Raw genomic sequence first — 4,229 nt, forward strand, 5'->3', positions numbered from 1 at the left:
CCAGTAAGCTCTAAGGCATGGCGGGTTTCTTTTTGCCCGAAGGGTTTGAAGCCGCCATCGGCCTCGAGGTCCACCTGCACCTTCGGACCGAGACCAAGATGTTCTGCGCCTGCCGGGCGGACTACTTCGGAAGCCCCCCCAACGCCCAGACCTGTCCAGTCTGCCTGGGCCTCCCCGGAAGCCTGCCCGTACCCAATAAAAGGGCTGTGGAGTACGGCCTTCGCCTCGCTTTGGCCCTGCAAAGCAAGGTTCCCGAGCGGCTTCTTTTCCACCGAAAGAACTACTTTTACCCCGACCTGCCCAAGAACTACCAGATCACCCAGTACGACCTGCCCATCGGCCTAGGGGGGAGACTGCCCTTCGGGGAAAGGGCCATCCGGATCAGGCGGCTTCACCTCGAGGAAGACGCAGGGAAAAGCCTCCACCTGGAGGACCGAACCCTCCTCGACCTCAACCGGGCGGGAAGCCCCCTGATCGAGCTGGTGACCGAACCGGACCTCAAGAACCCGGAGGAGGCGCGGCTTTTCCTCCAGCGCATCCAGGCCTTGGTCCAGACCCTGGGCCTATCGGAGGCCACCCCCGAGGAGGGGAAGCTCCGGGCCGATGTAAACGTGAGTGTGCGCCGAAAGGGCGAGGCTTTAGGGACCAAGGTGGAGATCAAGAACCTCAACTCCTTCAAAAGCGTTCAAAGGGCCTTGGAGTACGAGATCCGCCGTCAGACGGAGATCCTGAGGCGGAACGAGCGGGTGAGGCCGGCGACCATGGCCTTCGACGAGGGAAGCGGGAAGACCTTCCCCATGCGCACCAAGGAGGAGGAGGCGGACTACCGTTACTTCCCCGAACCGGATCTTCCCCCGGTGCCGATCCCCAGGGCTTGGGTGGAGGAGGTGAGAAGGGGGCTGCCCGAGCTCCCTTGGGAGAAGGAGGCCCGCTACCTGGCTTTGGGGCTCAAGCCCAAGGACGCGGAAGTTCTGGCCTACACCCCTTCCCTGGCCTGGTTCTATGACCAGGCCCTCGCCCTAGGGGAGGCTTCGCCCCAGGCCCTGGCCAACTGGCTTCTGGCGGATCTTTCGGGGCTTTTGAACGATAGGGGGATCTCCTTGGAAAAGACCCGCATAACCCCCTCCGCCTTCACCCGCCTGGTTCAGCTTTTCGAGCGGGGCGAGATCACAAGCCGCACCGCCAAGGACCTCCTGCCGGAACTCCTGCTGGGAGAAGACCCAGAAAAGTTAGTGGAAGAGCGGGGACTTAAGGCGGTGACGGATGAAGGCGCCTTGGAGCGGGTGGTCCAGGAGGTCATCCAGGCCATGCCCGAGGCGGCAAAGAGCGTTCAGGAGGGGAAGCTCAAGGCGATGGACGCCCTGGTGGGCCAGGTGATGCGAAAGACCCAGGGCCAGGCCAAGCCGGACCTGGTCCGCGCCCTCCTCCGGAAGGCCCTTGGGGTAGGATAGCGAGGGATGCGGTACGAGGACGCAGGGGTCCACATCGAAAAGAAGGCAGAGGCCTTGAAACGGGCCAAGGGGGCTTTGGAGGCCACCTACACCCCGGAGGTCCTCAAGGGGCTTGGGGCCTTCGGAGGAATGTTCGACGCGGAGGGGTTAAAGGCCATGCGCCACCCGGTTCTGGTGGCCTCCACGGACGGGGTGGGGACCAAGGTTCTCCTGGCCTTGGAGGCGGGGGAGGTCTCAGGCCTGGGGTTCGATCTGGTGAACCACTCGGTCAATGACATCCTGGCCCAGGGGGCAAGGCCCCTCTTCTTCCTGGACTACCTGGCGGCCTCGAGGCTCTCCCCCACGCTGCTAGAAGCCCTCCTCACCTCCATGGCCGAGGCCTGCCGGAGTGTGGGCATCCCTCTTCTGGCTGGGGAGACGGCGGAGATGCCCGGGGTCTACCAAGAGGGGGCCTGGGACCTGGCGGGCACGATCCTGGGGGTGGTGGAGAAGGACGAGATCCTGGGCCCAGAACGGGTGCGGCCAGGGGAGATCCTCCTGGCCCTGCCCGCAAACGGCCCCCACACCAACGGGTACAGCCTCATCCGCAGGCTGGTGGCGGGCAAGGATCTCGAAGCCCCGGTGCCCGAGCTCGGGGAAAGCCTAAAAGAGGCGCTTCTCCGGCCTCACCCCCTTTACCTGAGGGAGGTGGAAGCCCTAAAGCCCCTGGGCCTCAAGGCCCTGGCCCACATCACCGGGGGCGGGGTCTATGAAAACCTGCCCCGGGCCCTTCCCCGGGGCCTAGGGGCGGAGATCCAAAAGGGAAGCTGGCCCATTCCCCCCATCTTTCCCTACCTCCAGGCCCTGGGAGGGGTTTCGGAGGAGGAGATGTACCGGGTCTTCAACATGGGCCTAGGGATGGTCGCCATCCTGCCCGAGGAGAGCCTCGAGGAAGCCCTTAAGAGGGTTGTGGCCTACCCGGTGGGCCGGGTGGTGGAGGGCGAGGGCATCCGGTGGGTATGAAAGAAGTCTGGCTCATCCGGCACGGGGAGACGGAGTGGAACGCAAACAAGCGCTTCCAGGGGCATCTGGACATCCCCCTCTCCCCCAGAGGCATCGGCCAGGCCTTCCGGCTCGCCGAGCGGCTTTCGCGAAGCCAAGAGAGTTTTGACAGCCTCTACAGCTCCGACCTCCGGCGGGCCGCCGAGACCGCCGCCCCTTTAGCCCAGGCCCTCCGCCTCCCCCTCCTCACCACCCCCCTTCTGCGGGAAATCGATGTGGGTGAGCTCGCGGGGTTAAACCGCCAGGAGGCGGAGGCGCGTTTCCCCGAGTTCCTGGCCCAAGCCGCCCAGGACCCCTGGAACACCCCAAGGCCCGGGGGGGAGAGCATGGCCCAGGTGGCCAGCCGGCTCCAGGCCTTCCTCCAGGACCTTCCCCCCGGCCGCCACCTGGTGGTCACCCATGGCGGGGTCATCCGAGCCGCCCTTAAGCTCGCCCTGGACCTGAACGGGGAGGCCTGGCGGCGGTTTCACATCCAGAACACCTCCATCACCCGCATCCTCTTTCCCGGAAAAGAGGTCTTGTGTGTGGGGGATGTGGGCCACCTCGAGACCTGGGCCGACCACCTCTCCGATGAAAGTTTAAAGTAGAAGCATGAACGGCATCGTTTTTCTGCATGCCTTCCCCTACAATCCGGGGATGTGGGCCCCCCAGACCGAGCTTTTACAGGGACGGGTGCCCCTTCTTGCGCCCTTCTATCTGGGCCTTTCCCTGGAGGAGGCGGCCCGGAAGACCCTGGCCCTGATGGACGAAACGGGAATGGAAAAGGCTGTCTTCGTCGGGCTTTCCATGGGGGGGTACCTGGCCTTCCGCCTCTACAGTCTGGCCAGGGAAAGGGTCTTGGGCCTGGTTCTGGCGGATACCCGGGCGGGTCCGGACACGGAGGAGGCCAAAAGGACCCGGTACGCCCTGCGGGAAAGGGTCCTGAAGGAAGGGGTGGGCTTCCTGCCCGAGGCCCTTCTCCAAAGCCACCTGGGGCCGACAAGCCAGGCGCGGCCAGAGATCCTCAAAACCGTCCGAAGCCTCATCCTCGAGGCCAGGCCGGAACAGGTGGCGGAAAGCCTCCTCGCCCTGGCCCACCGGCCCGACTCCACCCCGCTCCTAAACGAGATCCGCATACCGGTCCTCCTCCTTTTCGGGGAGGAGGACACCCTCACCCCTCCCGAGGAGGGCAAAAGGATGGCCAGGATTCTGCCGGATGCCCGGCTGCTCATCGTCCCGGAGGCGGGCCACCTCTCCAACCTGGAGAACCCCAAGGCCTGGGGCACCGCCCTTCTGGGCTTCCTCCTCGAGGTGGGCTTAAAGGTCTAGGCCCCTACTCCGCCTTGGGCTCCCGGGCCATGAGCTGGGAAAGGGCCCTTAGAGGCTCCTCCCCCTCGTAGGCCACCCGGTAGACCGCCTCAAAGATGGGCAGCTCCACCCCCCCCGCCCGGGCCCACTCCACCAGAGCCTGGACAGTGAAAAGCCCCTCCACCACCTGTCTGCCCTCCATGAGTTCCTTCAGGCTCGCCCCCCGGACCAGCCTCTCCCCCGCCCCGCGGTTGCGGGAATGGAGGCTATACCCGGTGGCCAAAAGGTCCCCCAGCCCCGCCAGTCCGTAAAACGTAGCCTCCCGCCCCCCCAAAGCGGTGCCGAACCGGATCATCTCCCTCAGCCCCCGGGTGAGGAGGGCGGCCTTAGCATTGTCCCCCAAGCGGAGGCCGTCCACCATCCCCGCCGCCAGGGCCAGAACGTTCTTAA

The 4,229-nt window shown here is 65.4% G+C and carries 5 protein-coding genes; 4 read left to right on the forward strand and 1 reads right to left on the reverse strand.

The window, feature by feature from the left end:
* Positions 1-17: 17 nt before the first annotated feature.
* From gatB to C4301_RS09410, 4 genes are read left to right on the forward strand one after another with little or no spacing between them, the layout of a single operon-like run.
* Complete coding sequence (gene gatB, locus C4301_RS09395; RefSeq protein ID WP_352414817.1) at positions 18-1,451, forward strand: Asp-tRNA(Asn)/Glu-tRNA(Gln) amidotransferase subunit GatB; 1,434 nt, start codon at positions 18-20, stop codon at positions 1,449-1,451.
* Positions 1,452-1,457: 6 nt separating this feature from the next.
* A complete protein-coding gene (purM, locus tag C4301_RS09400; protein ID WP_352414818.1) occupies positions 1,458-2,453 on the forward strand; it encodes a phosphoribosylformylglycinamidine cyclo-ligase in 996 nt (331 codons plus the stop codon).
* Entirely contained in the window at positions 2,450-3,079 is a 630-nt protein-coding gene (locus C4301_RS09405) for a histidine phosphatase family protein (RefSeq protein WP_352414819.1), read from the forward strand. Before purM ends, C4301_RS09405 begins: the two co-directional genes overlap by 4 nt.
* A 4-nt stretch (positions 3,080-3,083) precedes the next feature.
* On the forward strand, positions 3,084-3,800 hold the full coding sequence (locus C4301_RS09410) for an alpha/beta fold hydrolase (protein WP_352414820.1): 717 nt from the start codon (positions 3,084-3,086) through the stop codon (positions 3,798-3,800).
* Positions 3,801-3,804: 4 nt separating this feature from the next.
* Here C4301_RS09410 and C4301_RS09415 read toward each other — a convergent pair.
* Positions 3,805-4,229, reverse strand: a 425-nt coding sequence (locus C4301_RS09415) for an NAD(P)H-dependent glycerol-3-phosphate dehydrogenase (protein WP_352414821.1), incomplete at its 5' end; no start/stop codon positions are given.

Source organism: Thermus sp., from assembly GCF_040290245.1.
Lineage (GTDB): Bacteria > Deinococcota > Deinococci > Deinococcales > Thermaceae > Thermus_A.

What these genes read in the sequence shown, in the direction of transcription:
- C4301_RS09405 (WP_352414819.1), top strand. Translation starts at nt 2,450, where the DNA reads ATGAAAGAAGTCTGGCTCATCCGGCACGGGGAGACGGAGTGGAACGCA.
- purM (WP_352414818.1), top strand. Translation starts at nt 1,458, where the DNA reads ATGCGGTACGAGGACGCAGGGGTCCACATCGAAAAGAAGGCAGAGGCC.
- gatB (WP_352414817.1), top strand. Translation starts at nt 18, where the DNA reads ATGGCGGGTTTCTTTTTGCCCGAAGGGTTTGAAGCCGCCATCGGCCTC.
- C4301_RS09410 (WP_352414820.1), top strand. Translation starts at nt 3,084, where the DNA reads ATGAACGGCATCGTTTTTCTGCATGCCTTCCCCTACAATCCGGGGATG.